Origin of the sequence: Vibrio penaeicida, from assembly GCF_002933855.1 — a bacterium.
Taxonomy (GTDB): Bacteria; Pseudomonadota; Gammaproteobacteria; order Enterobacterales; family Vibrionaceae; genus Vibrio; species Vibrio penaeicida_A.
This window is the reverse complement of the sequence record NZ_BFAQ01000029.1, coordinates 1-25224: the sequence shown is the minus strand read 5'-3', so window position 1 is coordinate 25224 and position 25224 is coordinate 1. Positions and strand designations below refer to the sequence as shown.

The 25224-nt window shown below is 43.6% G+C and carries 21 protein-coding genes, 2 tRNA genes and 1 pseudogene; 5 read left to right on the top strand and 19 right to left on the bottom strand.

Annotated features, from left to right (window positions below; translation table 11 throughout):
* Window positions 1-172 precede the first annotated feature (172 nt).
* The 14 genes from pnp to rlmE form a co-directional block, all read right to left on the bottom strand.
* Window positions 173-2296, bottom strand: coding sequence for a polyribonucleotide nucleotidyltransferase (pnp, locus tag VPNCDNU1_RS17060; RefSeq protein ID WP_104401425.1), 2124 nt, complete (start codon window positions 2294-2296; stop codon window positions 173-175).
* Between the two features lie 270 nt (window positions 2297-2566).
* Window positions 2567-2836 (bottom strand): 30S ribosomal protein S15, encoded by a 270-nt coding sequence (gene rpsO / locus VPNCDNU1_RS17055; protein ID WP_101113239.1) that lies wholly within the window; start codon window positions 2834-2836, stop codon window positions 2567-2569.
* A 461-nt stretch (window positions 2837-3297) separates the two neighbouring features.
* On the bottom strand, window positions 3298-4251 hold the full coding sequence (gene truB / locus VPNCDNU1_RS17045) for a tRNA pseudouridine(55) synthase TruB (RefSeq protein WP_104401423.1): 954 nt from the start codon (window positions 4249-4251) through the stop codon (window positions 3298-3300).
* Window positions 4251-4646 carry a 30S ribosome-binding factor RbfA gene (rbfA, locus tag VPNCDNU1_RS17040; RefSeq protein WP_104401422.1) on the bottom strand — a complete coding sequence of 132 codons (396 nt, stop codon included), beginning with the start codon at window positions 4644-4646 and terminating at the stop codon, window positions 4251-4253. The genes truB and rbfA overlap by 1 nt, the downstream gene beginning before the upstream one ends.
* Before the next feature lie 98 nt (window positions 4647-4744).
* Window positions 4745-7453, bottom strand: a complete 2709-nt coding sequence (infB, locus tag VPNCDNU1_RS17035; protein ID WP_101113243.1) for a translation initiation factor IF-2 — start codon at window positions 7451-7453, stop codon at window positions 4745-4747.
* A 21-nt stretch (window positions 7454-7474) separates the two neighbouring features.
* Entirely contained in the window at window positions 7475-8962 is a 1488-nt protein-coding gene (nusA, locus tag VPNCDNU1_RS17030; protein ID WP_104401421.1) for a transcription termination factor NusA, read from the bottom strand.
* Window positions 8963-8980: 18 nt separating this feature from the next.
* Entirely contained in the window at window positions 8981-9436 is a 456-nt protein-coding gene (gene rimP, locus VPNCDNU1_RS17025) for a ribosome maturation factor RimP (protein ID WP_104401420.1), read from the bottom strand.
* A gap of 234 nt (window positions 9437-9670) precedes the next feature.
* Window positions 9671-9747, bottom strand: a tRNA-Met gene (locus VPNCDNU1_RS17020).
* 56 nt (window positions 9748-9803) lie between these two features.
* Window positions 9804-9887: transfer RNA gene (locus VPNCDNU1_RS17015), tRNA-Leu, on the bottom strand.
* A 9-nt stretch (window positions 9888-9896) separates the two neighbouring features.
* Window positions 9897-10241 carry a preprotein translocase subunit SecG gene (gene secG / locus VPNCDNU1_RS17010; RefSeq protein ID WP_104401419.1) on the bottom strand — a complete coding sequence of 115 codons (345 nt, stop codon included), beginning with the start codon at window positions 10239-10241 and terminating at the stop codon, window positions 9897-9899.
* Window positions 10242-10508: 267 nt separating this feature from the next.
* Window positions 10509-11849, bottom strand: a complete 1341-nt coding sequence (glmM, locus tag VPNCDNU1_RS17005; RefSeq protein ID WP_104401418.1) for a phosphoglucosamine mutase — start codon at window positions 11847-11849, stop codon at window positions 10509-10511.
* A gap of 15 nt (window positions 11850-11864) precedes the next feature.
* Window positions 11865-12695, bottom strand: coding sequence for a dihydropteroate synthase (folP, locus tag VPNCDNU1_RS17000; protein WP_104401417.1), 831 nt, complete (start codon window positions 12693-12695; stop codon window positions 11865-11867).
* 58 nt (window positions 12696-12753) lie between these two features.
* Window positions 12754-14697, bottom strand: a complete 1944-nt coding sequence (gene ftsH / locus VPNCDNU1_RS16995; protein WP_104401416.1) for an ATP-dependent zinc metalloprotease FtsH — start codon at window positions 14695-14697, stop codon at window positions 12754-12756.
* A gap of 105 nt (window positions 14698-14802) precedes the next feature.
* Complete coding sequence (rlmE, locus tag VPNCDNU1_RS16990) at window positions 14803-15432, bottom strand: 23S rRNA (uridine(2552)-2'-O)-methyltransferase RlmE (RefSeq protein WP_104401415.1); 630 nt, start codon at window positions 15430-15432, stop codon at window positions 14803-14805.
* Between the two features lie 123 nt (window positions 15433-15555).
* Between rlmE and yhbY the strand changes: the two genes are divergently transcribed.
* The gene (gene yhbY, locus VPNCDNU1_RS16985) at window positions 15556-15852 is read left to right on the top strand and encodes a ribosome assembly RNA-binding protein YhbY (RefSeq protein ID WP_101113426.1); all 297 of its coding nucleotides are present in this window, start codon (window positions 15556-15558) and stop codon (window positions 15850-15852) included.
* Window positions 15853-15968: 116 nt separating this feature from the next.
* Here yhbY and greA read toward each other — a convergent pair whose 3' ends face one another.
* Window positions 15969-16442 (bottom strand): transcription elongation factor GreA, encoded by a 474-nt coding sequence (greA, locus tag VPNCDNU1_RS16980; RefSeq protein ID WP_101113250.1) that lies wholly within the window; start codon window positions 16440-16442, stop codon window positions 15969-15971.
* Window positions 16443-16974: 532 nt separating this feature from the next.
* Here greA and VPNCDNU1_RS16975 point away from each other — a divergent pair.
* A complete protein-coding gene (locus VPNCDNU1_RS16975) occupies window positions 16975-17997 on the top strand; it encodes a porin (RefSeq protein WP_104401414.1) in 1023 nt (340 codons plus the stop codon).
* A 109-nt stretch (window positions 17998-18106) separates the two neighbouring features.
* The gene (gene dacB / locus VPNCDNU1_RS16970) at window positions 18107-19510 is read left to right on the top strand and encodes a serine-type D-Ala-D-Ala carboxypeptidase (RefSeq protein WP_104401413.1); all 1404 of its coding nucleotides are present in this window, start codon (window positions 18107-18109) and stop codon (window positions 19508-19510) included.
* Here dacB and VPNCDNU1_RS16965 read toward each other — a convergent pair.
* Window positions 19476-20303 (bottom strand): magnesium transporter, encoded by an 828-nt coding sequence (locus VPNCDNU1_RS16965; RefSeq protein ID WP_104401412.1) that lies wholly within the window; start codon window positions 20301-20303, stop codon window positions 19476-19478. The two genes, dacB and VPNCDNU1_RS16965, sit on opposite strands and share 35 nt — an antisense overlap.
* Before the next feature lie 486 nt (window positions 20304-20789).
* Here VPNCDNU1_RS16965 and VPNCDNU1_RS16960 point away from each other — a divergent pair, with 486 nt between their 5' ends.
* On the top strand, window positions 20790-21200 hold the full coding sequence (locus VPNCDNU1_RS16960) for a YbaN family protein (RefSeq protein ID WP_104401411.1): 411 nt from the start codon (window positions 20790-20792) through the stop codon (window positions 21198-21200).
* 46 nt (window positions 21201-21246) lie between these two features.
* Here the strand turns inward: VPNCDNU1_RS16960 and tyrS are convergent, their stop codons facing one another.
* Window positions 21247-22434: a tyrosine--tRNA ligase gene (gene tyrS / locus VPNCDNU1_RS16955; RefSeq protein WP_104401410.1), complete on the bottom strand. Its 1188-nt coding sequence runs from the start codon at window positions 22432-22434 to the stop codon at window positions 21247-21249.
* A 130-nt stretch (window positions 22435-22564) separates the two neighbouring features.
* Between tyrS and VPNCDNU1_RS16950 the strand changes: the two genes are divergently transcribed.
* Complete coding sequence (locus VPNCDNU1_RS16950; RefSeq protein WP_104401409.1) at window positions 22565-23857, top strand: peptidoglycan DD-metalloendopeptidase family protein; 1293 nt, start codon at window positions 22565-22567, stop codon at window positions 23855-23857.
* Between the two features lie 75 nt (window positions 23858-23932).
* Here VPNCDNU1_RS16950 and VPNCDNU1_RS16945 read toward each other — a convergent pair.
* A pseudogene (locus VPNCDNU1_RS16945) lies at window positions 23933-24796 on the bottom strand (IS3 family transposase); the annotation flags it as partial.
* The coding region (locus VPNCDNU1_RS16940; RefSeq protein ID WP_104401407.1) for a helix-turn-helix domain-containing protein at window positions 24766-25224 on the bottom strand (459 nt) is incomplete at its 5' end. The gene VPNCDNU1_RS16940 and the pseudogene VPNCDNU1_RS16945, both read right to left, overlap by 31 nt.

The following is a 25224-nucleotide window of genomic DNA, read 5'->3' as shown; positions in this document are numbered from 1 at the left end:
GTTTCTCCTTATTTAGCTTCAATCCAAGGTTGTCGTTATCGTAGTTGTATACAGAAATATATATTGTGGCATTGTCAGGAAATGAAGCTTTTTGCCTGACCCCAAAAACAAAAAGGGGAGCCTCAGCTCCCCTTTATAACACGCTTTATCTCAAATGCGTATGCCTCACACGTTATTCCGCGCTTGGCTGCTCATTTGATGCTGCTTCTTCAGTCTTTTCAACCGCTTCTTTCATACTTAGACGAATACGGTTCTGACGGTCAATTTCAAGAACTTTAACTTGAACTTCTTGACCTTCTGATAGGTGGTCAGCCACTTTCTCGATGCGCTTATCGGCGATTTGAGAAATGTGTACCAAGCCTTCTTTACCACCCAGTACGGCAACGAATGCACCAAAATCAACGATGCGAGTTACTTTACCAGTGTAGATAGTACCTACTTCAACTTCAGCTGTAATTTCTTCGATACGGCGAATCGCTTCTTTCGCAGCAGTACCTTCGGTCGCAGCGATCTTGATTGTGCCATCATCTTCGATTTCGATAGTTGTACCCGTTTCTTCAGTTAGAGCACGGATAACTGCACCACCTTTACCGATAACGTCTTTGATCTTATCAGAGCTGATCTTCATCGTGTGAATACGAGGAGCAAACTCAGAAATATCATCACGAGCACCAGAAATCGCTTCGTCCATTACAGACAAGATGTGCTTACGCGCGCCTTGTGCTTGGTTAAGCGCGATTTGCATGATCTCTTTTGTGATACCTTCGATCTTGATGTCCATTTGAAGCGCAGTGATACCTTCATTAGTACCTGCTACTTTAAAGTCCATGTCACCTAGGTGATCTTCATCGCCAAGAATGTCAGAAAGAACAACGAAATCGTCACCTTCTTTCACAAGACCCATTGCGATACCCGCAACAGAAGCCTTAATTGGAACACCCGCATCCATAAGCGCAAGAGATGTACCACATACAGACGCCATTGAAGACGAACCGTTTGACTCAGTGATTTCAGATACTACACGTACTGTGTATGGGAATTCTTCTACCGAAGGCATTACTGCAGCAATACCGCGTTTAGCCAGTTTACCGTGGCCGATTTCACGACGCTTAGGAGAACCAACAAAACCTGTTTCACCTACACAGTAAGGAGGGAAGTTGTAGTGTAGCAAGAAGTGATCTTTACGCTCACCTGTAAGCTCATCAATGATTTGAGCATCACGCTGTGTACCTAATGTCGCAGTAACGATCGCCTGAGTTTCACCACGAGTAAACAGTGAAGAACCGTGTGTACGTGGAAGGATACCAGTACGCACATCCAGTGCACGAACCATGTCTTTCTCACGACCATCAATACGTGGGTTACCAGCGATGATACGACCACGTACAACATTCTTCTCTAGAGAACCAAGCATGCCACGGATTTCACGCTCATCCAGTTCTTCATCCTGTCCAAGCAATGTTTCAACAACTTCGCTCTTAATGATGCCAACTTGCTCGTAGCGAGCCATTTTTTCGGTGATTTGGTAGGCTTCTGATAGGCGAGCTTCTGCTAGTTCAGCAACGCGAGCTTTAAGCTCTGTGTTTACTGCAGGTGCTTCCCACTCCCATGCTGGAGTAGCCACTTCAGCAGCAAACTCTTTAATCGCATTGATAACAACTTGCTGTTGATCGTGACCGAACACAACTGCAGAAAGCATTTCTTCTTCAGTTAGGTTGTCAGCCTCAGATTCAACCATAAGTACGGCGTTGTCAGTACCTGCAACAACTAGATCAAGCTTAGAGTTTTCCAGCTCAGTGTTGCTTGGGTTCAATACCAATTGGCCATCGATATGACCAACACGTGCAGCACCGATAGGACCGTTAAACGGAATACCTGAGATAGCAAGAGCGGCTGAAGTACCGATCATAGTTACCATATCTGGTTGAACGTCTGGGTTTACAGACATTACTGTCGCAATAACCTGAACTTCGTTTTTGAACGCATCTGGGAATAGAGGGCGAATAGGACGGTCGATTAGACGAGCCGTTAGCGTTTCACCTTCAGAAGGACGACCTTCACGCTTGAAGAAACCACCTGGGATTTTACCCGCTGCGTATGTACGCTCTTGGTAGTTTACTGTTAGAGGGAAGAAGTCTTGACCTTCTACCGCTTCTTTTTTACCAACAACAGATACGAATACTGCTGTATCATCCATGTTAACCATAACAGCTGCAGTCGCTTGACGCGCTACTACACCTGTTTCAATAGTTACGGTGTGGTTGCCGTACTGAAACGTTTTTACGATTGGATTCACGTAATTTCCTTAACTTTGAAAATTTCAAAGATGTTGTCTTAGATTAAACACAACAGCGCCTTACCAATCGCGACTAATGAAAGTAACCTAAGGAAGATTCCTTTCATTAGTCGCGACCTTTATGGTCGACATCGGTGACTGTAAAGCTGCTTTGTGTGACTGGCAAAAGCCAAATCCGCAGTAGTATAAACTACTTAATCGGAAATGTCTTATACCCAAACAATAGGCGTAAAAAAAGGAGCCGAAGCTCCTTTTTCAAACAAACTGATCTTAGCGACGTAGGCCTAGACGTTTGATTAGGTCTTGGTAACGCTCTAGGTTTTTACCTTTAAGGTAGTCTAGAAGCTTACGACGACGAGAAACCATACGTAGCAGACCGCGACGGCTGTGGTGGTCTTGCTTATGCGATTTGAAGTGACCTTGTAGGTGGTTGATAGAAGCAGTCAGTAGAGCTACTTGTACTTCTGGTGAACCTGTGTCGCCTTCAGATTGTGCGTAATCAGCAACGATTGCTGCTTTAGTTTCTGCATTCAGAGACATATTTCTCTCCTAATAAGAGTTAAGTATAAAACTGTGCCAGCCAATCTCTGATTCAGCCGACACGCGAAGCGCGAATTATACGGGGTGTAATGAGTAAACACAAGCACTCTAAAAACAAAACCGAAACACTCTAAACTACGCAGAAATACCTCGGTTTACTTTAGGGTCTGTTGAGCTTTCGCGGTTAAATTTTGTTCGAGTTATATGCCTTTTAATCGCGGCGCAAGGTGTGTAGCCTAGCTATTCTAAGCAAATACCTTGCAACAAAGAGTAAAATGCATAGAAGCGAACCCTTCGGGCAGCATTTGTGGCTTATTTCTACTGCGTTATCGCCTATTGATGTAGAGCGACTACACCGAATAAGCTCTGCCTTGTATAAACCACCCACAAATTGCTGCAAAAATCATCTCGAAAGATCAACAGACCCTAGTGTTTATTGACCTTTCTCGATTACATTTCGCTCACGCAGAATGTTCTTCGTCACGAAAAACAACTAGACGTTTTGGAGCAACTTTACCGTTATCATCAATTTCACCGACGCCAATAAAGAGCTTCTCATCGCCACTCGTCATTCTTACAGTACCTTCAACTGGTGCACCAGAGACTTGCACAGGTTGCCCATGTTGAACCATATCAGTCAATTCAGCATTTAAATTAACTTCAGGCAAATCCTCAACCGCTGTATCCATTGGAAGCAACAAAGCATCTAGTAAGTCTTTAGGAGGTAAACCCTGATCATTAGCATGTTCTAGCAGCTCATTCAGCTGTTCTAAAGTGACCATACGATCGTATGGGTAATTAGCAACCCCGGTACGACGAAGGTAAGTAACATGTGCACCACAGCCCAGCATCTCACCTAAATCGTCAGTGATCGTGCGGATGTAGGTGCCCTTTGAACAGTGGATCTCCATTTCAACTTCATCACCTTCAAAGCGAAGTAGTTGAATAGAATAAACAGTGATCTTGCGAGATTCACGCGGAACTTCAATACCTTCGCGCGCATATTCGTAAAGTGGACGACCTTGATACTTCAAGGCAGAAAACATAGAAGGGATTTGATCCGTTGTACCTTTGAACTTCTCAATACATTCTAAGAGTTGTTCTTTCGTTACGTTCACATCACGAGTTTCAACCACTTCGCCATCAGAGTCTGATGTATTAGTACGCTCGCCAAGCTTAGCGATGACAACATAGCGCTTATCTGAATCGAGAAGAAACTGAGAAAACTTAGTCGCTTCACCCAAACAGATAGGTAACATGCCTGTTGCTAATGGATCTAAAGCACCAGTATGACCCGCTTTTTCAGCGAAATAAATGCGCTTTACTTTCTGTAATGCATCGTTGGAGGAAATACCCGTTGGCTTATCAAGTAGCACGACGCCATTAACCGGACGACCTTTACGACGGCGCCCCATTACTCGTCGTCTCCTCGACCTGCATCTTGTTTCTTCTGCTGGTCTTTGCTAACAACATCACTCACTAAGTTAGACATACGCATACCTTCAACAAGCGTATTGTCATAGGTGAATCGAACTTCAGGAGTCAAACGTAAGCGAATACGCTTACCAAGCATCATTCGAATCTGAACTTCATGCTCTTTCAATGCAGCAAGGCTAGCCTCAGGCGTTTGCTCACCTACACATAGGAAAGTAACAAATACTTTTGCATAGGCGAGATCACGAGAGACCTCGACATCCGAAATCGTCACCATTCCGATGCGAGAGTCACGAACTTCACGCTGAAGAATAAGCGCTAACTCTTTTTGTAGTTGCTGCGACACGCGCTGCGTGCGGCTAAATTCTTTTGACATTTCTTTTCTCACTATAGAAAGAATGGGGGGCAAACGCCCCCCATGGTGTATTCAACAACCTTTGCCGTTTATCTAAATAAACAAGGCAATTTTGTCTATTAGTCTAGAGTACGCTTCACTTCAACGATTTCGAATACTTCGATTTGGTCGCCTACGCGAACATCGTTGTAGTTCTTAACACCGATACCACATTCGTAACCGTTCTTAACTTCTTGAACATCGTCTTTGAAGCGGCGTAGAGATTCTAGCTCACCTTCATAGATAACAACGTTTTCACGAAGAACGCGGATTGGGTTATTACGCTTAATAAGACCTTCAGTCACCATACAACCAGCGATTGCACCTAGTTTCGGTGACTTAAATACGTCACGTACTTCAGCAAGACCAATGATCTCTTGCTTAAATTCAGGAGCAAGCATACCGCCCATAGCCTGTTTAACTTCATCAATCAATTGGTAAATGATTGAGTAGTAACGAAGGTCTAGGTTTTCTGTTTCAACAGTGCGGCGAGCAGAAGCATCAGCACGTACGTTAAAGCCTAGAATGATTGCATTAGAAGCCGCTGCTAGTACTGCATCAGTTTCAGTGATACCACCAACACCAGAACCAACGATGTTCACCTTAACTTCTTCTGTAGACAGTTTACGTAGTGAATCAGCGATAGCTTCAACAGAACCCTGTACGTCAGCTTTAAGCACAACGTTAAGCTCAGCAACTTCACCAGCAGACATGTTCGCAAACATGTTTTCTAGTTTCGCTTTCTGCTGGCGAGCAAGTTTCACTTCACGGAATTTACCTTGACGGTAGTTCGCTACTTCACGCGCTTTACGCTCATCACGTACAACTGTTGCTTCGTCACCAGAAGCAGGAACGCCAGACAGGCCTAGAATTTCAACAGGAATAGAAGGACCGGCAGTCGTAATTTCGTGTCCATTCTCGTCGCGCATTGCACGAACTCGACCGTACTCTTGACCACAAAGAACGATATCACCTTTGTTCAATGTGCCCGATTGAACCAGTACAGTTGCAACAGGACCACGACCTTTATCTAGGCGAGATTCTACAACCACACCAGACGCCATGCCTTCTTCAACAGCTGTTAGTTCGAGAACTTCAGACTGAAGAAGAATCGTCTCAAGAAGACCTTCAATGTTAGTACCTTGTTTTGCAGAGATGTGAACAAACATGTTCTCACCGCCCCACTCTTCAGGAATAACATCGTATTGAGCCAGTTCGTTTTTAACGTTATCTGGGTTTGCATCTTCTTTATCGATCTTGTTTACAGCAACAATCAAAGGTACACCTGCCGCTTTAGCGTGCTGGATTGCTTCGATAGTTTGAGGCATTACACCATCGTCTGCTGCTACAACAAGAACAACAATATCTGTTGCCTGAGCACCACGTGCACGCATAGCCGTAAACGCTGCGTGTCCTGGAGTATCCAAGAAGGTGATCATACCGTTGTCAGTTTCTACGTGGTAAGCACCAATGTGCTGGGTAATACCACCCGCTTCACCTGAAGCAACGTGTGCTTTACGGATGTAATCCAGTGTAGATGTTTTACCGTGGTCAACGTGACCCATGATAGTAACCACTGGAGCACGAGGCACAGATTCAGCACTGTTATCACGATCAGACAGTACTGCTTCTTCCAATTCATTTTCTTTACGCAGGATAACTTTGTGACCCATTTCCTCAGCAACAAGCTGAGCAGTTTCTTGGTCAATTACCTGGTTGATGGTTGCCATAGCACCCATCTTCATCATCACTTTAATGACTTCAGTCGCTTTAACTGACATTTTGTTTGCCAGCTCAGAAAGAACAATTGTCTCACCAACTACAACGTCGGATTTCGCAACTGATGCACTCTTATCGAAGCCATGCTGCATTGAAGTAGGTTTAGCAAGTTTGCCTTTCCTACCGCCGCGACCACGTTGGTTACGGTTGCCATTACGATTGTTGCCGCCTTTGTCATCATTGTTCGCAGAAGACTTCTTCTTACGACGACGAGGGGCCTTCTCTTCGCTTTGGTCAGCTGCATCTTCTGCTTCACGAGCAAAAGTAGAAGTTGTAACGTGATAGTCGCCTTCTTCCATCACCTTTTTTTCTTTCTTCTCTGCTTCAGACCAACGTGCTGCATTTTCTTCAGCCAATTTGCGAGCTTCTTCAACTAGCTTCGCCGCTTCAGTTTCTGCTTTACGTTGCGCTTCTTCTTCCTGACGGCGTTTTAGCTCATCAGCTTCTTTTTTTGCTTGCGAACTTACTTCCGCACTCTTTGTGTTCATGTCTTTCTTAGCCTTATCAGCTTGTACGCGCTTTGCTTTATCTTCAGCGTCACGTTTAGCTGCTTCCTCAGCTTCTCGTTTTGCTTTTTCATCCGCTTCGCGTTGTGCTTTCTCTGCAGCTTCACGTTTAGCTAGCTCTTCCGCTTCACGCTTCGCTAGCTCTTCAGCTTCACGTTTAGCTGCTTCCTCAGCTTCTCGCTTGGCTTCTTCATCGATTGCACTGCGTTTTACGTACGTGCGCTTTTTGCGCACCTCTACTTGAACATTTTTACTCTTACCGCCACCCGCATTCACACTTAGAGTGCTGCGAGTTTTACGCTGGAGAGTTAAGCGAGTTGGCTCAGAATCTCCTGAGGTATCACCATGCTCTTTTTTCAAATGAGTAAGAAGCTTTTGCTTCTCATCGTCGGAAACGGTGTCTACGCCCGTTTTTTTCATTCCAGCATCAGCAAGTTGCTCAATCAAGCGGTCAACTGGCGTACCAATCTCATCACTCAGTGCTTTAACCGTTAATTCTGTCATGCCACTTCCTCCTTGCTGAATTTATTCTTCGTCGCCAAACCAACAGATGTTACGTGCAGCCATAATTAGCTCACCAGCACGCTCTTCCGTTAGGTCTTCAATGCCTTCAAGCTCATCAGTACCCTGGTCGGCTAAGTCTTCAAGTGTTACGACACCTTTCGCTGCAAGTTTAAAAGCCATTTCGCGCTCTAAACCTTCTAATGCAAGTAGGTCTTCCGCTGGCTCAAGACCATCGAATGACTCTTCTTTCGCCAAGGCGATCGTAGTTAGGGCATCTTTTGCACGTTGGCGCAATTCTTCTACAAGCTCTTCGTTTAGTCCATCAACTTCTAGAAGTTCATTCACTGGGACATAAGCCACTTCTTCTAGCGTTGAGAAACCTTCTTCAACGAGCATTTCTGCAAAATCTTGTTCGATATCGAGGTACTTCATAAAGTTCTCGATAGCCGCACCAGATTCTTCTTGGTGCTTCTTCTCTAGGTCTTCTACTGTCATTACGTTCAGTTCCCAACCAGATAGTTGAGATGCTAAACGTACGTTTTGACCGTTACGACCGATGGCTTGAGCCAAGTTATCGGCTTCAACTGCAATATCCATTGCGTGTGCATCTTCATCTACGATGATGGAAGCTACATCTGCTGGCGCCATTGCGTTGATAACAAACTGAGCAGGGTTATCGTCCCAAAGAACGATGTCGATGCGCTCACCACCTAACTCACCTGATACTGCTTGTACACGTGCACCACGCATACCTACACAAGCACCAACCGGGTCAATACGTCTGTCGTTTGTTTTCACTGCAATTTTTGCACGTGAACCTGGATCGCGAGCTGCACCTTTCAGTTCAATTAGCTCTTCAGCAATCTCTGGCACTTCCACTCGGAAGAGTTCAGATAGCATTTCAGGCTTAGAGCGAGTGACAAACAGTTGGAAACCACGCGCTTCAGGAGCAACTTTGTACAGTAGACCACGAACGCGGTCACCTGGACGGAAATTTTCACGAGGAAGTTGGTCGTCACGTAAAATGACGGCTTCAGCATTATTACCTAAGTCAAGAACAACTGTTTCACGGTTTACTTTTTTAACCGCACCAGTGATTAGGTCACCTTCGTTATCAATGAACTGCTCAACGATTTGTGCACGTTCAGCTTCACGTACTTTCTGTACAATAACTTGCTTGGCGGTTTGAGTGGTAATACGGTCGAATGTTACTGACTCAATATCATCTTCTACAAAGCTACCCAGTTCCATTTCTTCGTCATCGTACTGTGCTGCTTCCAGTGAAATTTCTTTAGTTGGGCTTTCTACTTCTTCCACAACCAACCAACGGCGGTAAGTGTCGAAATTACCCGTCTTGCGATCAATCGCAACACGAACATCAATTTCAATCTCGTATTTCTTCTTAGTTGCCGTAGCTAATGCGATTTCTAGAGCTTCAAAAATACGCTCACGAGGAACCGCTTTCTCATTAGAAACAGCTTCTACTACCGCTAAAATTTCTCTGTTCATTCTCTAGCCTCTTAAGACTTAAAACTTAGGGATCAGGTTAGCTTTGGAAATGTTGCTTAGTGCAAACTCTTCTTTCGCATTGTCCACTGTGATTGTGATCGTTTCGCCTTCAATGCTTTCGATCACACCTTTCCACTTACGACGGTTGCCCATAGCCATTTTCAAGACAAGGCTGACCTCGTGACCTATAAATTGCTGATAGTGTTCTGCTTTAAAAAGTGGTCTTTCTAAACCTGGTGAAGATACTTCAAGGTTGTAAGCGACAGAAATAGGATCTTCAACATCGAGCACTGCGCTAACCTGATGACTTACCTCTGCACAGTCATCTACATTGATGCCGTTCTCGTGATCAATATAAATACGCAATGTTGAATGCTCACCAGCACGGATGAACTCCAATCCAACTAACTCATAACCAGATGCTGCCACTGGCGCGTCCAGCATTTCTGTCAGTTGTCTTTCCAAACCCGTCATGAAATCACCCTTAGATAACCACTCTAGAAACAAAAAAAGGGCTAATAGCCCTATCAAATAGCCGAGCATTACTCATATTTTGCACAGTACAAAATACAAATAACAAAAAACCCCGATTAGTCGGGGTTTTTGTTGCTGGACCCTGATATAGCTGAACATTATTTTGTTCAGCTTGCGGTTAGGTAAAACCGCTCAAACTTGCATCCAACTTTAGCAACATCACTTGCTAGAAATTGGTTGCGGGGGCCGGATTTGAACCGACGACCTTCGGGTTATGAGCCCGACGAGCTACCAAGCTGCTCCACCCCGCGTCCGACTGCTGAGCATTATACGCCCAAGGCAGTAATTTACAAGTTTGCAGAACTTATGGTGCCGAGAGAGGGACTCGAACCCTCACACCAAAGGCACTAGCACCTCATGCTAGCGTGTCTACCAATTTCACCATCTCGGCATAAATTCTTTATTGAGGAATTTCGTCGCCACTTTCGGCAGGAATTTCACTCGTTACATCAGCCGGTTGCTCAATAGATGATGCAGCCTGGCTAGGGTTCGCTAGAATACTTTCTGTTTCGCCGCTGTTTGTAGACATGCGACCTAGAACCAAACTAACGATAAAAAATACTACCGCAAAAACTGCAGTTGTTCGGGTTAGGAAATTTCCTGAGCCACTCGCGCCAAACACTGTGTTTGAACCGCCAGCTCCGAACGAAGCTCCCATGTCTGCGCCTTTACCTTGTTGAATCAACACTAGGCCAATAACACCAACCGCTGCCAACAGGTAAATCACAAGTAGAACTGTAAACATTCTTCCACCTATGTTCCAAATTGTTGAGCCAGCGCCGTCGTACTGAATAAGCACAGAGACAAAGCTAGCGCACCTCCCTTTCGAAGGCGGAGCAATACTATCGAATGCCTTTTACGCTGACAAGTAAAAATTCACTAAATTGTAAAGCTTAGGGCTTAAGTGGTCAAAATATTAGCAAAGCGCTAAAAAAAGAAGCTTAACCAAAAACACAAACCTAATTTAGAGTCATAAAGCCAAAGCAAAACTTTGGCTTGTATATCGTTTAGATCAACAGCTCGCTTTTACCGCTTCTGCTATCTCTAGTGCCGATTTCTGTACAAGTTCGGCATCTTCGCCCTCAACCATGACACGAAGAAGAGGTTCTGTACCGGACTTTCTCAAAAGCACTCGACCTTTTTCACCCAATTTGGACTCAACCGCAATCACTGCATCTTTTACAGCCTGAGCTTCAAGAGGATTTGATTCTCCACTAAATCGAACATTCTCTAATACTTGAGGATATAACGTCATCCCTTGAGAAAGCTCATTCAAAGTCATTTCACTATCAACAACTGATGCCAACACTTGCAATGCTGCGACGATTGCATCACCTGTCGTCACTTTGTCCAACAAGATCACATGCCCAGAGTTTTCTGCACCGATTTTCCAGCCTTTGGCTAGTAGTTGCTCCATTACATAGCGGTCACCAACTGCTGCTCGCACAAATGGAATACCCAGTTGCTTGAGACCATTTTCCATACCAAGATTCGTCATCAACGTGCCAACTACGCCACCTTTTAGCTCACCGCGACGGAGTGCATCACGTGCAATGATGTAAGCAATCTGATCGCCATCAATCTTGTTTCCAAGCTCATCAACCATGATGATACGATCACCATCGCCATCAAAAGCCAAGCCAAGATTTGCCTGCTCCTCAATCACTCGTTTTTGCAACGCACGAACATCTGTCGCACCCACTTCATCGTTGATGTTAGTGCCGTTGGGTTCGATACCCATTGCGATAACTTCTGCGCCGAGCTCTTTAAAAACACTAGGAGCGATGTGGTAAGTTGCACCATGCGCGCAATCCACAACAATCTTTTGCCCAGCTAAGCTCAATTCATTTGGGAATGTGCTCTTACAAAATTCAATGTAACGACCCGCAGCATCATTGAGTCGTGATGCTTTACCGAGCAGTGCTGATTCAACACATTCAATGTCTTTGTCTAACTCAGCTTCAATCGCTAATTCAATGTCATCTGGCAATTTTGTCCCCTCAGATGAGAAGAATTTGATGCCATTGTCGTAGTACGGATTGTGAGATGCGGAAATAACAATGCCAGCTTCAGCACGGAATGTTTGAGTCAAATAAGCCACGGCAGGTGTCGGCATCGGACCTGTAAATGTAGCTTGTAGCCCTGCTGCTGCAAGACCTGCTTCAAGCGCAGATTCCAACATGTAACCAGAAATACGCGTATCTTTACCGATGATGACTTTTTTTGTCCCTTGCTTTGCAAGTACGCGACCAGCAGCCCAGCCAAGCTTTAATACAAAATCGGGAGTGATTGGGTATTGTCCTACCTTCCCACGAACACCGTCCGTACCAAAATAGCGCCTTTTAGACATAATATTTCCTAATAATTTCTATTGGTTTGTACTGATTGTATTGATAATTTTTATCGCTTCAACCGTCTCGGCCACATCGTGAACACGAATGATCTGAGCACCTTTCAGTGCAGAGATACTTGCACATGTAACACTGCCAATTAGGCATTCTTTCGGTTCCTTACCTAAAAGCTTAAATATCATTGATTTACGAGACATTCCAGCGAGGATAGGTAATTCAAAGCGATGGAACTGCTCTAGATTTGCTAACAAATGGTAATTGTGTTCAATCGTTTTACCGAATCCAAACCCTGGATCTAAAATCAATTGTCCACGCTCTATCCCTGCACTTTCACAAGCAGCAATACGCTCTGCTAGAAATGCCTCGACATCTTCCAAGAGATCTTGATATTTGGGGTTTTCTTGCATGGTTCTAGGTTGCCCCTGCATATGCATGAGGCACACCGGCACATTAGCTTGAGCTGCAACTTGCAAAGCACCGGGCTCTTGAAGCGCTCTCACGTCGTTGATGATATCTGCCCCCGCAGAAGTAGCTTGTCGCATAACCTCCGCTTTACTGGTATCAATAGATATCCATACATCAGATTCTGCTCTTAATGCTTTGATGACAGGAATAACACGTTCAAGCTCTTCGTCTAGCGTAACGTCTGGAGCACCTGGTCGAGTTGATTCTCCACCAATATCAATGATCGTAGCGCCTGCCAATATCATTGAACGCGCTTGGTTTAAAGCATCGTCAATACGATTGAACTGACCGCCATCTGAAAATGAGTCGGGGGTTACGTTCAATATCCCCATAATATGGGGGCTGCTTAAATCGAGTTCTTTATTATTGGATCGTATAAACATGACTACTCTAGAAACAGAAAAACCCCGAGTTTCCTCGGGGTTTGTATTTAACTATTCTTTACTCAACGTTTTTGTCGGCACTTTCATCAGAAGGGACTGAAGGTTTTTCTTCTTCGTCTTTTTCTTCTTTATTAGGCTGTGCTTTCTTCTCGTTGTTTGACTCTTCTTGAGCGCGAGTTTGATCGCCCCAACCTGCTGGTTCACGAACGTCTTCTTTTCGCTCCATTAGGTCGTCGATCTGTCCGGCGTCAATCGTTTCATATTTCATCAATGCATCTTTCATTGAATGCATTATATCCATGTTCGCTTCAAGAATGACTTTTGCGCGATCATAGTTACGGTCAATAATATTGCGAACTTCGTCATCGATAAGTTTTGCCGTATCATCAGAAACATGTTTAGTTTGAGTCACGCTACGACCTAGGAATACCTCACCTTCATCTTCTGCATAAAGCAGAGGACCAAGTTTGTCCGAGAACCCCCATTGAGTCACCATTTTACGAGCAATGTCTGTTGCACGTTCAATATCGTTTGAAGCACCTGTTGATACTTTATCAGAACCGTAGATAAGCTCTTCGGCTAGACGACCACCATATAAACTTGAGATCATCGATTCTAGGTGCTGACGAGACATACTAACACGATCACTTTCTGGTAAATACATAGTGACACCCAACGCACGACCACGTGGAATGATAGACACTTTGTAAACAGGATCGTGCTCTGGAACCAAACGACCAACAATAGCGTGACCCGCTTCGTGATACGCAGTGGATTCTTTAATGTCTTCTGACATAACCATCGAGCGACGTTCTGCACCCATCATGATTTTGTCTTTAGCAAGTTCAAACTCAACCATTGATACGTTGCGTTTGTTTCCACGAGCTGCGAATAGAGCGGCTTCGTTAACAAGGTTCGCTAAGTCTGCACCAGAGAAACCAGGTGTACCACGAGCAATCAAAGATGGCTCGACGTCACCAGCCAGCGGTACTTTACGCATGTGAACTTTAAGAATTTGTTCACGACCGCGTACATCTGGTAAACCAACGACAACTTGACGGTCAAAACGACCAGGTCGAAGTAATGCAGGGTCAAGAACGTCTGGACGGTTAGTAGCGGCGATAACAATGATACCTTCGTTACCTTCAAAACCATCCATTTCAACCAGCATTTGGTTCAATGTTTGTTCACGCTCATCATGACCACCACCAACACCAGCACCACGTTGGCGACCTACAGCATCGATTTCGTCAATAAAGATGATACAAGGCGCGGCTTTCTTCGCTTGTTCAAACATGTCACGCACACGGGATGCACCAACACCGACGAACATTTCGACGAAATCTGAACCTGATATCGTAAAGAACGGTACTTTGGCTTCACCAGCAATGGCTTTAGCAAGCAAAGTTTTACCCGTACCCGGAGGACCAACCATTAAAACACCGGTAGGGATCTTACCACCCAACTTTTGGAAACGGCTCGGGTCACGTAAGTAATCAACCAATTCTTTAACATCTTCTTTTGCTTCATCACAGCCTGCAACATCAGCAAAAGTGGTTTTGATTTGTTCTTCGCTCATCATACGAGCTTTGCTCTTACCGAAAGACATGGCACCTTTACCGCCACCGCCTTGCATTTGACGCATGAAGAAAATCCACACACCAATCAATAAAATCATTGGGAACCAAGAAATAAAGATAGTACCAAGTAAACTCTGCTCTTCTGGCGGAGTACCGACTACTTTTACATTCTTATTAATCAAATCATCAAGCAGCTTACTGTCGTACACAGGCATGTAAGTCACATAGCGAGTGTTATCACGACGGTAGTACGTGATTTCTCTGTCTTTGAATTGAGCTTCTCGAATCTGGCCTTGGCCAACTTCTTGTACAAATGTGGTGTAATCCACTGTTCTGCCGCTATTTTCCCCAGGGCCAAAGCTCTGGAAAACCGACATCAAGACTACGGCGATTACTAGCCACAAAATTAAATTTTTTGCCATGTCACTCAAGGTGTCAGCCTCTCGATAACTAATTGTAATTAAAGGTAGGGTACTACAGTTTATACGCTGTAGCTATAGTGTTAAATTGCTCTTTGTAAACGTAAGCTAGCCTTTGTAACCAGTCGCTACAATATAGACTTCTCTTGAGCGAGCTCTCGAAGAGTCTGGCTTTCTTATTTTTACGGTCTTAAACATGTCTCGCACATCTTTAACGTATTGATCAAAGCCTTCGCCCTGAAATACCTTAACAACGAAACTACCATTTGGAGCCAGAACTTGTCGACACATATCCAACGCTAGTTCCACCAAATACATAGCTCTAGGTTGGTCTACCGAAAGGTTACCAGCCATATTGGGCGCCATATCTGACATAACAACATCAACCATATCTGGTTGAATTCGCTCTAGAAGTGCTTCAAGAACAGCGTCTTCACGGAAATCACCTTGCAAAAAGGCAACGCCAGCGATCGAATCCATAGGTAAAATGTCACAAGCTATGACCTGTCCTTCTTGTCCTACGTGTTTAGCGGCGTATTGAGACCAACCACCAGGCGCAGCACCAAGATCGACAACGGTCATTCCAGGTTTCAATAGTTTATCTTTACCTTGAATTTCTTCAATTTTGAAGATAGCACGTGAACGATAACCTTTCTTCTTTGCTTCATTTACGTATTTATCATCGAAATGTTCTTTCAACCAGCGACCAGAGCTAGCTGAGTGTTTCTGTTTACTCATTCGATTCCTAATTGCTTGGATGACCATCCACCAAATAAGTATGGTAGAAATTATAGTCTTCAGGGATAGATGGCGTTAAAATGGCGGTTTTCAACCCTTATATTAAAGAAAATTGGGCGCACAATGAACCTAAGCACCAAACAAAAGCAGTATTTGAAAGGCCTAGCTCACAGTTTAAAACCTGTGGTACTTATGGGTGCCAATGGATTGACCGAAGCCGTGCTTGCTGAAATAGAACTGGCTCTAGACCATCATGAGCTGATCAAAGTAAAAGTTGCCTCTGAAGACAGGGAAACAAAAGTTCTCATTATTGACGCGATTGTACGTGAGACTAAAGCTGAAAAAGTACAAACCATTGGTAAAGTACTGGTTCTGTACCGTCAGTCTGAGGAACGAAAAATCGAGATTCCTCGTAAATAACGGATTGCCCTTGAAGCACCAACTTGTTGTTTCAATTAAAAAAGGTCGCATTGGCGACCTTTTTTATATTCCAAGATTTTTTATTCCTTCGATAAAAGGTCCAATAAAAAATCTGTTTATAAGTATTCAACCTTTGCGATGTCGTAGTCTTTGATGCCACCAGGCGTAGTAATGGTAACTTCATCACCTTCTACTTTACCAATTAGACCACGGGCAATTGGGGAGCTAACAGAAATTTTCCCAGCTTTAATCTCTGCTTCATCATCACCAACAATTTGGTATGTGCTCTCTTGGTCTGTATCAATATCCACCAAGGTCACCGTTGTACCAAAAATCACTTTGCCAGTGTTTTCCATCTTGGTCACATCAATAACTTGTGCAACCGAGAGTTTGTATTCAATATCACGAATCTGAGCTTCACATATGCCCTGCTCTTCACGAGCCGCATGATACTCTGCGTTCTCTTTTAGATCACCCAGCTCACGAGCTTCTGCGATTGCTTCAGAAATCAATGGACGACGTTTCATCAACGTTTCCAGTTCTTCGCGTAGTTTCTGCTCGCCACGAGCAGTCATTGGAACTTTTTCCATCTTATACCTCAACAGATATCTGACTTAGTGTATTTGCCAGAATCTTCAGACAACAAAACCCCTCTCCTACCCAAGGTGCGAGTATGAGGCGGGGCAAATGGTTCACTTTTCAATTAGTGTAATCAAACTTTTTCGCAAGGTCACGTATTTCAAAAGTTGTGAGTCACAAAACCTTAAATTGACGGATTTCTCCAGCCTTACTTAATCACCACAATTATAAATTTCCAGCAAACTAAACATAATTCATATAAAAAAATATAAAAAAATTAAATGAGAAAAAAAACAAAAAAAATCACAACATAATGTTTTAAAAGGAAAATAGAACCTTAAAGATCTAAAAAAACAATGTTCATTATTTGATTTTATATCATTTTACTAACGGCAACCTGAACTTTAAGGGTACAAATTCCTCACCTTATAAATGCGAATGAAATCACACAGATATCTGCATGATGTTATTCGCATCCCTAAGTGGGCAGGAAAATAACCTACCTGCTTATATTTACGGACTAAAACTAGGACTTAGAAAGCAATGAATAAAAAACTAATTGCTCTAGCTGTAGCTGCGGCTGCTAGCACTGGCGCTACTGCTGCTGAAATCGCGAAAAACGACAACGCTACTCTTGAAATGGGTGGTCGTGTTGAAGCTCGTCTTTCTCTTAAAGATAACAAAGTAGAAGACAAGTCTCGCGTGCGTCTAAACTTCTTAGGTAAAACTCAGATCACTGACGAGCTATACGGTCTAGGCTTCTACGAAGGTGAGTTCAAGGCATACAACGAAAGCGGTCACAACGGTTCTACTCAAGATACAATTGAGCACCGTTACGCGTTTGCTGGTATTGGCGGCAACTTCGGTGAAGTAACTTTTGGTACTGTTAAAGGTTCCCTACAAGTGGTAACTGACTTCACAGATATCATGGCTTACCATGGTAACTCTGCTGCACCAAAAGTGAACGCTGCTGACCGTCCAGATCGCTCTGTAGCGTACGCTGGTACTTTCGGTGATTTCGAAGCTCGTGCTAACTACACTATTGGTTCTTCAACAGCTGACACAGCTGCAGATAAAAACGAGAAAGACAATAACAGCGGTTACGCTCTTTCTGGTATCTACTCTATCGGTGACACTGGCGCACGTCTAACAGCAGCTTATGCAGCTCAAGACGAATCTGCGACCAAGTCTGATAAAGAATTCATGTTGGGTGCATCTTACGAGTTTGATGCATTCTACGTAGCTGGTCTTTACACTAACATCGACAAACAAGAAGATGGCGCGAACAATGGTTCAAAACGCGACGGTTACGAACTAGCAGCAGCTTACACAATGGGCCAAGCTAAATTCACAACGACTTACAACCGTTTGAACGACAAATCAAACGCAGCAAACTCAGAATCAAAAGTGAAAAAAGATAACGTAGCTGTTGACGCTACTTACTTCTTCAACGACAACTTCCGTTCATATGTATCTTACAACTTCAACTTGTTGAAAGAATCTGACGCTAGTAGCAAACTAGATCGTCAAAACGAAGCGGTTCTTGGTCTACGTTACGACTTCTAATTTCGCTTTTAGCTGAAATGAATGATAGAGCGTCCACCTTAGGGTGGACGTTTTTTTTTGCTGATTATTTGCTACACTGAAAACCGATATGCATCTTTGACCCCATATTATGCGAACACTAATATTCCTGTTTTTTCTCATCAGTTTCCAATCTTTAGCATATGCTCCCGTGGATTCACTCCCATACGGTTCTAGGCACACTCTTTTGGTGTCAAACAGCTTCGGCGACTATGCATTAAAAGAAAACAGCGAACAGTTTTTTCCTCCTGCAAGCACTTTAAAAATTCTGACTGCTCTGGCCGCAAAATTAGAACTAGGCGATGATTTTCGCTTCGAAACGCATTTTGAAATAGTTGAACAAGACCTTGTTATTCGCTTTAGTGGCGATCCTGAGTTAAGAACCGAACATCTAACGGCTCTTACCCAGCAGCTTACGCAACAGGGTATAACCGCTGTTAACAACGTCATTCTAGACAGCAGTGCTTTTAGAGGATATGAACGAGCTGTAGGCTGGCCTTGGGACATTTTAGGCGTCTGCTATAGTGCTCCTGCCAGCGCGATCACACTGGACAATAACTGTGTACAAGCATCTATTTCTTCACAATCCAATCAAGCAACATCGGTATTTGTTCCATCTCACCAGCCCATAAGTGTTACAACCGATGCTCTGAGCTTGAATAAGGTGGCGGTGAAATCCAAACGATGTCAATTAGAGCTGATAACCTCTGAGGGGAATCAGTACCACCTATCTGGATGTATGCAGGAAAGAGATAAACCACTGCCACTAAAATTTGCAGTGCAAGATACCTCTCTTTACGTATCCGCTATTGTTCAGCGTATTTTAGCTAAAAATGGCATAAGCGTAACGGGTTCTATCTCAAGTAAAAGTGAAACAAAAAAAGGGATCATTGTTGCTACGCATCAATCTCAAGCGCTCCCAGAATTACTCAAGATAATGTTGAGTAAGTCAGACAACTTAATTGCTGACAACTTAACCAAAACGATGGGGGCTCGTTTTTACCACCAGCCGGGCAGCTTTTCGAATGGTACTGAAGCCATTAAGCAAATTCTTTATACACGAGCAGGTATCAATTTAGAGCACACACAGTTAGAAGATGGCTCAGGGCTGTCTCGGAATAACCGCTTAACAAGCTCTGATATGGAGAAAGTGCTGAAATACGTTTGGAAACACAATGTAGAGCTGGGTTTAATTGAGCTCCTTCCTATTTCTGGACAATCTGGCACACTTAAATATCGCACAAGCATGAGGAAAAAGCCCATAGCCGGTCGGATAACAGCAAAAAGTGGCTCATTGTATGGCAGCTATAATATGGCTGGGTATGTTTTGGATGAAAAAAACAAACCAACATCGCTGTTTGTCCAATTTGTTACTGACTATCACCCAGTAAAAAAGGACGACGCCCCAAAGGTTATCGCCCCTATTTTCAATTTTGAGAAACAATTTTATCGCGACTTGGTTAACTCAAGCCTAAAAAATGATTCACGACAGTAAAATAGATCCAAATTCCTGAGATATCGACAATAGAAGCCAACACTGGACTCACTAAAACTGCGGGGTCCAGTCGACACGCTCGCGCAGCAATGGGCAATACACCACCTAACGTCGTGGATATAGTCACTTGAATGAACAGAGCAACAGCCACTGCTATTGCGATCAATTCCAATTCAAAGCCCGAAGTATTCACATTTCCGCTAAAGAGCATGATTCGGGCTACAATCACTATCGCGACAACCATTGCTAACAAGAGAGAAACACGACTTTCTTTCCAAAGCACCTCTAGCCACTGCCTCTTTCTTATCTCTCCTGTCGCGAGTGCACGAATGACAAGTGTTGCAGCTTGAGTTCCCGTATTTCCTCCTGCTGCAGCAATCACCGGCATATAAATGGCCAATAGCACTAACTGGCTTAGTGTGTCCTCATATTGAGCGATAATGAGACCTGAAACTATCCCTAGCAGCGCTAATCCGATGATCCACCCAACACGCAGCTTAAAGTGCTCAAACACATTGGTGGACATATAACACTGTGCTGTTTCAGCTTCAGAGTGAGTGAAGCCAAGCTCAATTGCGTACTGCCGCGCACGTAAATCATGACCACACTTTTCGAGTTGCTTAATAAACAGCTGAACTTCCCTTACTGAGTACTGCATGAGAATAGTCTTAGCCTCTCCCAATGGCATAATTGAAAGTAGGTAAAGCTGATGTTCATGGTCATACTGCTCGAATACTGTGAATACAGCCTTTATTTCTTCTTCAGAAAATAATTTACCTTTTGTGATTGTCATTGCGAATCTCCCGATTAGCGATATCTATTGCCAAGAATCAGTAAATTTCATGAACAACCAACATACTTCCGGAATTCCGTTACCTGTAAAGGGAAGTATTGCTCTCAGTGGAAAGGAGATAAATAGAAGTTTGAAATCGATGGGGAATCACTTCAGAATCATGCCGCTATTTTTCTCCTCTACTACTGGGAGGATTGTCGGTATTACTCATGATAAACTCCTATCTACTGCACGATTGCAGCACGAGGATTTTACCATGCCCCTTATAAATTCAAACGGCATAAAAAGAGCTTTAATTCCTTAAAAATCAACATAAATGCTAACCAATTGGTCGCCCAAATAAGATCCTAGTGACCAATTGAGCAATAGCACACCGTTTTGATATTGATTCTCATTAACATCAAAATTAGAATGACAATCAACATATTAATTGGTCTATACTTCCAACATATAGACAATGCTTTTATACACACCAACTGGATTCACATGGAAAAAGTGCACACAGATACGCCAATCTCAAACGGAAAGCGCCTTTTCCTTATCGCTCTAGGGTGGCTTACGGTTGTGCTCGCTTTTATCGGGGTATTTCTTCCGTTACTTCCCACCGTCCCATTTCTACTAGTCTCGCTTTATTGCTTTGGAGCAACATCTGAGAATTTTCAAAACTGGTTACTTCAAAATAAGTATTTAGGACCTATTTCAAGACGGTTAAAGAACAAGCAAGGGTTAACAAAAGCAGAGAAAATCCAATCTTTAGTGGTTATCTGGCTATCTATGGGTGCGGTCTTGTATTGGCTTGCGTGGGGAACCCACTGGCAATATGGCGTGATCTCTTTACTTGTATTTGAAACTTGGTTTATTGCTCGATTCAAAAGCTATACACCCAATGACCTTTAATACAAAAAAGCCCTGATTCATCAGGGCTTTTTCAAAGCAGTTATTTTTACTTAATTGTCACTCGCGCAAATTTGCGTTTACCCACTTGATAAACAGCAGTGCCAGCTTCAGGTACAAGTTTGTTGTCTGAAACTTTCTCTCCGTCTATTTTGGCTGCGCCTTGTTTAATCATTCTCATCGCATCTGACGTTGAGTTAACTAACCCTGCATCTTTCAGCAGATTTGTAATTGGCAATCCAGCATCAAATTCAAATTCAGGCATCTCCTCAGGCATTGCGCCTTTCTGGAAACGGTTAATGAATTCTTGCTCAGCTGCGTCAGCATCCGCTTCAGAGTGAAAGCGAGCAATGATTTCTTTAGCCAGTAATATTTTGATATCACGTGGATTCTTGCCATTTGTGATATCATTCTTGAATTGCTCAACTTCGCCTAATGGGCGGAATGACAACAATTCATAGTAACTCCACATCAAATCATCAGAGATCGACATGATTTTACCGAACATTTCGCTTGGCGCTTCACTGATACCAATGTAGTTATTCGCCGATTTGGACATTTTCTTCTCACCGTCCAAACCCACTAATAAAGGCATCATCAAAACAGCTTGTGGTTTTTGACCGTTAGATTTTTGCAGTTCACGCCCCATTAGGAGGTTAAACTTCTGGTCTGTGCCGCCCAGCTCTACATCCGTTTCCATTGCGACTGAGTCCCAGCCTTGAAGCAATGGGTACATGAATTCGTGAATCGCAATAGGTTGACCACCAGCATAACGCTTCTTAAAGTCATCACGCTCTAACATACGCGCAACGGTTTGATTAGCAGCCAAACGGATCATACCTTCAGCACCCAATTCCGATAACCACTCTGAGTTAAACTGGATCTTGGTTTTTGCTGGGTCAAGAATTTTGAACACTTGCTCTTTATACGTTTCTGCGTTGCGAAGAACGTCTTCACGGCTAAGAGGTGGGCGAGTGTTATTTTTGCCAGTTGGATCACCAACCATTGCAGTAAAATCACCAATAAGGAACGTAACTTCATGACCTAAATCCTGAAATACACGCAGCTTATTAAAAATAACGGTATGACCTAGATGGATGTCTGGTGCAGTAGGATCGGCACCTAGCTTAATACGTAAAGGGCGACCTTCCTTTAGCTTTTCAATCAATTCTTCTTCTGGAATAAGCTCTTCGACACCGCGCTTAATTTCCGCCAGTGCTGCTTCAATACTCGCCATTCTTGTTCACTCCCACAGATTTGGCAAAAATTTGATATTGCGCCATCTTACTTGAATAGCGCTCCGTTTTGAAACCAGTTAGACTCAGTAATTGTCTTTTTTATATCATTAACCCAATAAATGGATTCCGATGTCTAAATTCGCACGTCTTTCTCCGTTGCACCGAGTATGGATTGCCTTCTTTTCTGCGATTGTCATCATCGCTGTGTTTCTTCTTCCAGATGCCAATGAGCTCAAACCCAAGACTCAAAGTTTGGAAGTGGGCAAAGCCTATCCAATCCCCATTGATGGTGCGAACTTAAGCCCAAGCTACGAACCCAAGACCCTTTCTCTGATTCGCTGGGAAACCCATAAAGTGCGTTCAGGCGAAAGCGCTGCTGTCCTATTTAGCCGCCTAGGGTTGTCTCCTAGGCTTCTGCATAACTTGATTAGCAGCAACAAAGATATCAACCGACAACTGTCGCGTTTGCGCCCTGGAGATACGTTAAAATTTGGCTTTGATGAGAATAATGAGCTGATTCATTTGAATCGTCAGCTAAACGCCTTTGAAACATTCAGCATTACGCGTTCTGAAGAGGGGTATGCTTCCCAGCTGAGTAAGAAAGAAGTCGATATACAGTACAATTATGCCGAAGCTGAAATCACCTCAAACTTTTGGAATGCTGGCGTTACTGCAGGTTTGAATGCAAATCAGATTATGGAGCTGGCTGGGATATTTGGCTGGGATATCGATTTTGCCTTGGATATTCGAAAAGGTGATAACTTTCAGGTTCTTTACGAAGAAAAAGTTGTCGAAGGTGAAAAGATTGGACGAGGTAATATCATTGCCGCCATCTTTACCAACCAAGGTGATACATTCAAAGCGATTCGTGACAGAAAAACGGGTAACTATTACGATCAAGACGGGCGCGCAATGAAGAAAGCCTTCCTTCGCTCTCCAATTAACTTCCGTTATGTCAGCTCCAACTTCAACCCACGACGGCTACACCCTGTGACGGGCAAAGTTCGCGCACATAGAGGAACCGACTATGTTGCACCTGTTGGCACACCTATCTGGGCAGCTGGGGACGGTATTGTTGAGAAGTCTGGTTATAACAAGTTTAATGGTAATTATGTCTTTATTCGCCATAGTAATACCTACATAACTAAATACCTACACATGAAAAAGCGTAGAGTGAAAACGGGTCAAAGAGTGAAACAGGGGCAAACCGTTGGCACTTTGGGCAGCACTGGTAGAGTAACCGGAGCGCACCTTCACTACGAATTCTTGGTTAATGGCGTACACAAGAACCCTCGGACGGTTAAGCTTCCTGAGTCCAAATCACTAAAAGGGAAAGCGAAGCAAACTTTCATAGCCAACTCCAAGCTTCGACTAGAGCAGCTTGATAAGTATAAAGTGCTTCTACAACCTCAAGAAAGTTAGCATTCGCTGCATTTTTTACATGTAAACAAAAACGCCAGCTTCACTGAAGTGACCCCATAAAGTTGGACATTTCTGTTAAGCGGCTTGCAAGGCCTGATTTCGATATTCCGTCGGAGTCAGGCCTTCTAGTTTCACCTTGATGCGTTTCGTATTGTAGTACTCGATGTATTCTTCAATATGTGCGATTAAGTCATCGGCATCTTCAAAGTGCTGGTTATGGTACATTTCTGTTTTCAGCAAGGCAAAGAAGTTCTCTGCTACTGCGTTATCCAAGCAGTTTCCTTTTCGTGACATACTTTGAGTTAATCCCCGCTCAGCGAGAGTTTTCTGATATTTCCTATGCCTATATTGCCACCCTTGATCGCTATGCACTATTGGCTTAGCGTCTTCGGCTAAGGTTGCAACCGCCTCTGTCAGCATGTCAGTGACCAGAGGTAAACACGCATTTTTCGCAACCTTGTAAGCCACAACTTCTCGCGTAAACAGATCAACGATGGGTGATAGGTATACCTTCTGCTGTTGAACTTTAAACTCAGTGACATCCGTGACCCATTTTTCATCAGGCTTCGTCGCATTGAAGTCCCGTTCAAGTACATTTGGTGCGGTTGTCCCAGCTTCTCCTTTGTAAGAGCTGTACCGCTTAGGTCTGACCGTTGATTTCAAGCCAAGTAACCTCATCAGTCGTTGAACTGTCTTATGGTTAAGCATGACGTCCTGTTTCCTTAACTCTAAGTGAATGCGACGATAGCCATATCTCCCTTTATGGTCATGGTATATTTTCTCAATCAACTGTTTCTCATCTTGATAGCTATCGGCGGCATTGTTCGACTGCGCATGATAATAGAAGCTACTTTTTGCTAACTTAAGGGCATGTAAGAGATGTTGTTGTAGGTATTGATTTTTAAGAGCTAGAACGACTTTCGTTTTTTCTTTGTTCGACGATGCTTCTCCTGTTCCAGCTCCTCTAACTTTTTTAGGACAGCATTCTCTGCTCGCAAGTACGCTAACTCTTCTTTGAGCTCTTCCAGTGTTTTCTCATCATCGTGCTTGTCTTGAATAAAAGGGGGTTTACTCATTGTGGGTCGTCCTCTGCTACGTTCAAGCCCTCGGAAACCATCTCTTTCGTACTGTTTGAGCCAAACAGCGAGCGTGCCAGAGGAAGAAAAGTTTAAAACCGCACTAGTGTGACTGATAGACCAACCGTTCGTCCACATATGCGTTAAAGCTTGCAGTTTAGTTTGTGCATTCTTTGCAAAGCCATGAGGGGTAAATGCCTGAGAGCCATGAATATCGAATACTTGTGCCCAGTAACGTATTTGACGTGATGGTATGGAATGAAGGCGAGAAAGCTCCAGAGATGAACTCTC

Excerpts from the sequence above, each read along its gene's own strand:
- rpsO (WP_101113239.1), bottom strand. The coding sequence starts at position 2,836 with ATGTCTCTGAATGCAGAAACTAAAGCAGCAATCGTTGCTGATTACGCA.
- truB (WP_104401423.1), bottom strand. The coding sequence starts at position 4,251 with ATGGGGCGCCGTCGTAAAGGTCGTCCGGTTAATGGCGTCGTGCTACTT.
- rbfA (WP_104401422.1), bottom strand. The coding sequence starts at position 4,646 with ATGTCAAAAGAATTTAGCCGCACGCAGCGCGTGTCGCAGCAACTACAA.
- infB (WP_101113243.1), bottom strand. The coding sequence starts at position 7,453 with ATGACAGAATTAACGGTTAAAGCACTGAGTGATGAGATTGGTACGCCA.
- nusA (WP_104401421.1), bottom strand. The coding sequence starts at position 8,962 with ATGAACAGAGAAATTTTAGCGGTAGTAGAAGCTGTTTCTAATGAGAAA.
- rimP (WP_104401420.1), bottom strand. The coding sequence starts at position 9,436 with ATGACGGGTTTGGAAAGACAACTGACAGAAATGCTGGACGCGCCAGTG.
- secG (WP_104401419.1), bottom strand. The coding sequence starts at position 10,241 with ATGTTTACAGTTCTACTTGTGATTTACCTGTTGGCAGCGGTTGGTGTT.
- folP (WP_104401417.1), bottom strand. The coding sequence starts at position 12,695 with ATGTTTATACGATCCAATAATAAAGAACTCGATTTAAGCAGCCCCCAT.
- ftsH (WP_104401416.1), bottom strand. The coding sequence starts at position 14,697 with ATGGCAAAAAATTTAATTTTGTGGCTAGTAATCGCCGTAGTCTTGATG.
- rlmE (WP_104401415.1), bottom strand. The coding sequence starts at position 15,432 with ATGAGTAAACAGAAACACTCAGCTAGCTCTGGTCGCTGGTTGAAAGAA.
- yhbY (WP_101113426.1), top strand. The coding sequence starts at position 15,556 with ATGAACCTAAGCACCAAACAAAAGCAGTATTTGAAAGGCCTAGCTCAC.
- greA (WP_101113250.1), bottom strand. The coding sequence starts at position 16,442 with ATGGAAAAAGTTCCAATGACTGCTCGTGGCGAGCAGAAACTACGCGAA.
- VPNCDNU1_RS16975 (WP_104401414.1), top strand. The coding sequence starts at position 16,975 with ATGAATAAAAAACTAATTGCTCTAGCTGTAGCTGCGGCTGCTAGCACT.
- dacB (WP_104401413.1), top strand. The coding sequence starts at position 18,107 with ATGCGAACACTAATATTCCTGTTTTTTCTCATCAGTTTCCAATCTTTA.
- VPNCDNU1_RS16965 (WP_104401412.1), bottom strand. The coding sequence starts at position 20,303 with ATGACAATCACAAAAGGTAAATTATTTTCTGAAGAAGAAATAAAGGCT.
- VPNCDNU1_RS16960 (WP_104401411.1), top strand. The coding sequence starts at position 20,790 with ATGGAAAAAGTGCACACAGATACGCCAATCTCAAACGGAAAGCGCCTT.
- tyrS (WP_104401410.1), bottom strand. The coding sequence starts at position 22,434 with ATGGCGAGTATTGAAGCAGCACTGGCGGAAATTAAGCGCGGTGTCGAA.
- VPNCDNU1_RS16950 (WP_104401409.1), top strand. The coding sequence starts at position 22,565 with ATGTCTAAATTCGCACGTCTTTCTCCGTTGCACCGAGTATGGATTGCC.